Genomic DNA, 4,762 nt, shown 5'->3' with positions numbered 1-4,762 from the left:
CGTTCACACGCTGATACGCTTCTCACCTGCATAAACACCGTGGTGGCCAGGGCCGGGATCGAACCGGCGACCTTCCGCTTTTCAGGTGGGCGGAACGGCCGCTGGCCTGCGGCTTAACGACACCCATACGTCAAATACGGCGCGCTGAGCGCGTCTGACGCAGGGTGCTCGTCCGACGATCGGACAAGAACCGGACACGGTGACAGCACTCCCGTCAGGGAACCCATCATCGCCCGTCACCCAGGGACGCGCGCCGCGGGCTCCCGGGGAGCAGGCACCCGATGCCCAGCATCACGAGGTCGAGCGCGCATTCAACGAGCGCGATTGCGGAGCGACCCACTCTTCGCCCGGGCACGACCCGAACGGCCAGCCGGAACACGGACGGAGTCGCGGACGCCGGTAGACCGCGAGGGCCCGAGGCCGGCACGGCCGGAGGGCGCGAGAGCGGTAGCGGTCGGTCGGACGGTGGGAGCGACGTAGACGGTGTTCCGGCTGGGACCAACGGGCTTGTTATATGTGCCAAAAGTGTCCGCGACAGCATCGAGGGCGGCGCCGATGCGGAACTGTCGGCCGCAGATGCGCTGGGGCTGCGGTTCCCGAGCTCCGACTTGGTGGCCTCGGCGGCAGCGCTGTTTGAGCCGGCACAGCCATGGGCAGACGGGCAAGACCGTCTCGGGGTGGAACCGGAGTCCGGCCGGTTCCGGATCACGATCGGCCCCGGTGTAGTCCGCCTCGGCTGGACCAGTCCTGTGCGTGCGGAGAAGGCATCGGAGCGGTCAGTCGACCGTCACCGGCTGGATGTGGCCGCCGAGGAGGACCGCATAAAGACGGGCCGTAACATGTCCAACCCGCCTGGGCGAGCGATCACGGAATGGTCTCGCAAATCTCGTGCCGCGATGTGCCGCACCTTCGCCGAGCTCGACTACACACCGCTGGTGGAATGCGGCCGTGTGCCAGCGATGGTGACCCTGACCTACCCAGGCGAATGGCAATCCGTTGCGCCAGACGGCGCCAGTGTGAAACGACATATGGCCTTGTGGCGCAAGCGGTTTCAACGCGAATGGGGTGAACCGGCCCGCTATATCTGGAAGCTCGAATTTCAACGCCGCGGCGCACCACACATTCACTTGTGGATGACTCCGCCGCCCGCTGTGGGGCGATCAGGTCGCACGTTCCGAGACTGGCTGTCGCAGGAATGGGCAAACATTGTCGGCCATCCAGATCCGGAACAACGCGCGCGTCACTTGCTCGCCGGCACGGGGATCGACATCCTCAACGGATTGCGTGCGTGCGATCCCAAGCGCCTGGCCATTTACTTCACCAAACATTCTTCGCCGAATACGTTGGGCGACAAGGAATACCAGCATGTCGTGCCTGAGTTGTGGCAGCAGCCCGGACGTGGTCCCGGAAGGTTCTGGGGCGTCTACGGACTCAAAAAGGCCATCGCGGTCGTCGAGATCGCCCAGGACGCGTACCTGGCAGCGCGCCGAATCGTGCGGCGGTGGTCACGTAGCCAAGCGATCTACAGCAATCCTGCCAGCAGCTTCCCCACCGCCGTCGTGCCGCGCACGGCCACTCGGCTGGTCCCACGTGTTGGTCGGAACACCGGTGCCGTGACTCATCGGAGGGTGCGACGACGACGAGCCTTCTGCAACCAAGGCGGCGTCGCCGGCGGATACGCGCTAGTGAATGACGGGCCGGCGTTCGCATCCCGACTCGCGACAGCGTTACTTGGCACGGCGGTTAACACGCTTGCGGCACCTCACCCCGGCAATTGCGTGTGATTGCGCAACGCCTCGGTGGCGGCTTGAGCCGCGCCGCAGGCTTCGGTGAAGGCATGACGAGCTCTGTCGAACGCCTCCATCACTTCGAGAGCGTGATTGGGGTTGATAATCGCCCAGTTCAGCCTCGTAGACAAAGAACGGACGATGTCGGCGATCGTCAAACCTGTGCCAGCCAGCCGATTGACAACCCAGTTGACCACCGCGGGATCGCCCACATCGGGTCCGAAGGCATCAATGTCGAGCGACAACGTGCACATTTGCGCATGCAGATATTCGGCCTGTGCGACGAAGGGTGCCGAGTCGCCCCAACGCGCGAAGTCAGGGACACCGGGTTCAGTGGGCTGGCCGGGCGGCGTGGGCCAGAGTTCTCGAACCATCCCCAAAGTGTAGGCATGAACGACCGCCAGGGTGGCCGTCATGCTGGCCACCGTATGGACGATGACGAACGCGGGGGCCCCTCGACCAAATAGCAAAGAACCCGGGTCGACCGCGAGGGTCGAATACCGGGCTCTTCTGAATTCTCAACCAGAACATCCCTGGGGATGCAACTCTGGCCTTTATGTAGAGGATTCTACACGGCCGCCGTGTCGACCAGCAACGCCGTGGTTGACTGCCTGCATGGCGGTGCCGTACGGGCCTTGGGTCGAGAGCTGGTTTAGTTCCGACCGGTTCGCAACCTACTTGAGAATGGCGGGCCACGACAGGTCTCGTGCCTTGGCGTTGTACGAATGGAGCACCAGCCTGAACGCTGCCCTGCTGCACGACTTCGCCCACCTGGAGGTCGGACTCCGAAACATGTATGACACCGCTCTAAAGGGGGCGGTCGCAGGTGGCGACATCCACTGGCTCGACAGCACTTCGGCCGATCACCTGTTCCCCCGAAGTGTGGCCGGGAACGCACGAACGCATCGCGACATCGCCACTGCGCGTGACAATGCTGGCGGGAACGCGGCGCCGGCCGGCAAGGTGATTGCCGAGCTAACGTTCGGTTTCTGGGTCTTCCTAACGTCACGTCGGCACGAACCTCTCGTCTGGCTGCCGCATCTAGCACACGCTTACCCCAGCGGAACCCACCGCGTGCAACTGCACAATGGTTTGAGTGACCTTTTGAAGGCCCGCAATCGGGTTGCTCATCATGAGCCGGCGACCGCTCGTTCGGGGCGCGAGATAATCCGCCGAATCCGCGGTCACGCCCGATACATATCGGCGGAGCTTGCCCAACACATCGATGCAACGAGCACCGTCGAAACCATCATTCGGAACCGGCCATAGCCAACTGTCGCGGCGAAGGCCAGAAGTCGGCCCTGTGATGGTGTGATCGTGGCATGACGGACGTTCAGGTGGAGCTGCCCACCAGCGAAGCGAATCGACTCCGAAAGTGGGGATCTCTGTGGCTGGACCTTCTCCGCGCCGATATGGTCCTGCATGAACGTCAAAACCTACCGGAGACCGCCGCCAACGCCTTCACACGGCGCGCTCTGTGGGAGTCTGCGGTCATCACCTATGGGCGCATGGCGTTCAGCGACAAGAAGCGCAAGCTTGCCCATGACGAGTTGCTGAGAGTATCTGGAGGAGAGAAGGCGGTAGCATTCCACGACCAGCTCACCCGCTGGCGCCACGACCACTGTAGGTTCCAGTTTTACGTGGCGGATTTCCAAACTTCGTGACGTAGAAATGGCGGATCCGCCACAAAGATGGGAAAACGAGTTAGTAGCGCTAGGCATTGGGTGTTGCGCTGGCTCTGCTCAGCCACTCTTAGTGTGGCATCATTGAACGTGTGAAGTGTGTTCTGCTGCAGGCACATTGGCGGTTGTAATTGCCGAATCGCCCTGCGTCCGCTAGGCAGTCTCGGGTAGGGCATATCTGACCGGCGTAGATTGCCAATGACGTGCGTATCCCGTCCTTCATGAGGGACAGCAGGCGCAGGTCAGCCATAGCCACACAGTCCCTCGTCCGCTACACAGCAGCCAGTGCGCTGTGAAATCCTGCCGCCGTTGCTCGTGTTGGTCGGGTGGACGTATTCCGAACCCGCGGTATTCCTGCGAGATGTCGTGCCGGGCTTGCCGGTCCCAGATTGGTCCCCCAGGGGCAGCTAGCGTGGCCGTAAGCCGATAAACGCGACGTCGTGGATTGTTCGCGCGATTAGCTCTTCGTTGAGCGCATCGTCGGTGATGAGGTAGGTCAGTGCGCTGATCGTGACCGCACCGAATAGGGCGATGGCGGCAGCTCTGGGTTTGTCGAGTGCCACGAGTGAGCCGTCGGCGGCACCCGCCCGAAGCAAGGTCTCGACGGGTTCGAAGTAGGCAGTGGTGATCATGTCCGCGATGGCGGGCATGCGGGCGGCGCGGCCCAGTTCCCCGATGAGGGCGCGACAGACCGCGGGCCGCTGGGCCATCACGCGCAGTTGAGCATTGATGACGGTGTGCAGGCGTTGGGCGGCGGTGCCGTCTGCCTCGACGATCGCGGTGACCTCGTCCGCGACGTGTTGTAGGACGTCTTCGAGCAGGAAGGCGAGTATTTCTTCTTTACCGGCGAAGTAGTAGTAGAGCGTGGCCTTGGCGATGCCCGTGGTCGCGGCCACGTCTTCGATCTTTGTGTCGTTGAGTCCGCGCTCGGCAAAGAGTTCGGCCGCAGCCGGCAACCGTTCGGAAATCTGAGCGGGAATCTTACGCATAAAGTCCTCCCCTCGGTTTAAACTCTCAGTCTAAACCGGTGTTCTGCAATGTGGCAGGAGACGCTCATGTCGACCGTACAACTTCGCTACGACCCCTTTGACCCGGAAATTCAGGATGACCCCTACCCCGTCTACCGGCAGCTACGCGACGACGCACCCGTCTACCACGCCACCGATACCAACACGTGGGTACTGAGTCGCCACGCAGATGTCATCAGCGCGCTGCTGGACCATCACAGCTACTCGTCGGTCGACGGAGTATTTCCGACTCCGCCGGGCTCGACTTTTCGCGAATCGCTGCTGC

At 62.6% G+C, this 4,762-nt stretch carries 5 protein-coding genes and 1 pseudogene; 4 read left to right on the top strand and 2 right to left on the bottom strand.

From position 1 onward, the window contains the following. The first annotated feature begins 281 nt into the window (after positions 1-281). A complete protein-coding gene (locus tag AC2VOU_RS07595) occupies positions 282-1,784 on the top strand; it encodes a rolling circle replication-associated protein (RefSeq protein ID WP_012396365.1) in 1,503 nt (500 codons plus the stop codon). On the opposite strand, the gene AC2VOU_RS07590 is transcribed toward AC2VOU_RS07595, so the two are convergent. Next, on the bottom strand, positions 1,763-2,203 hold the full coding sequence (locus AC2VOU_RS07590; RefSeq protein WP_486956818.1) for a hypothetical protein: 441 nt from the start codon (positions 2,201-2,203) through the stop codon (positions 1,763-1,765). The genes AC2VOU_RS07595 and AC2VOU_RS07590 overlap by 22 nt on opposite strands. 268 nt (positions 2,204-2,471) lie before the next feature. On the opposite strand from AC2VOU_RS07590, the gene AC2VOU_RS07585 reads away from it, so the two are divergent. Further along, on the top strand, positions 2,472-3,056 hold the full coding sequence (locus AC2VOU_RS07585) for a CAAX protease (protein ID WP_232068827.1): 585 nt from the start codon (positions 2,472-2,474) through the stop codon (positions 3,054-3,056). A 53-nt stretch (positions 3,057-3,109) separates the two neighbouring features. After that, positions 3,110-3,451, top strand: a complete 342-nt coding sequence (locus tag AC2VOU_RS07580) for a hypothetical protein (protein WP_012396368.1) — start codon at positions 3,110-3,112, stop codon at positions 3,449-3,451. A gap of 425 nt (positions 3,452-3,876) precedes the next feature. Here AC2VOU_RS07580 and AC2VOU_RS07575 read toward each other — a convergent pair whose 3' ends face one another. Next, positions 3,877-4,458, bottom strand: coding sequence for a TetR/AcrR family transcriptional regulator (locus AC2VOU_RS07575; RefSeq protein ID WP_012396369.1), 582 nt, complete (start codon positions 4,456-4,458; stop codon positions 3,877-3,879). Positions 4,459-4,524: 66 nt separating this feature from the next. Here AC2VOU_RS07575 and AC2VOU_RS07570 point away from each other — a divergent pair. Next, positions 4,525-4,762: pseudogene (locus AC2VOU_RS07570) on the top strand (cytochrome P450); the annotation flags it as partial.

Source organism: Mycobacterium sp. TH-M25, assembly GCF_057473665.1.
This window is presented reverse-complemented; position numbering and strand designations above follow the sequence as displayed.

Coding starts and splice junctions, on each gene's coding strand:
- AC2VOU_RS07595 (WP_012396365.1), top strand. CDS start 282: ATGCCCAGCATCACGAGGTCGAGCGCGCATTCAACGAGCGCGATTGCG.
- AC2VOU_RS07590 (WP_486956818.1), bottom strand. CDS start 2,203: ATGACGGCCACCCTGGCGGTCGTTCATGCCTACACTTTGGGGATGGTT.
- AC2VOU_RS07585 (WP_232068827.1), top strand. CDS start 2,472: ATGGCGGGCCACGACAGGTCTCGTGCCTTGGCGTTGTACGAATGGAGC.
- AC2VOU_RS07580 (WP_012396368.1), top strand. CDS start 3,110: ATGACGGACGTTCAGGTGGAGCTGCCCACCAGCGAAGCGAATCGACTC.
- AC2VOU_RS07575 (WP_012396369.1), bottom strand. CDS start 4,458: ATGCGTAAGATTCCCGCTCAGATTTCCGAACGGTTGCCGGCTGCGGCC.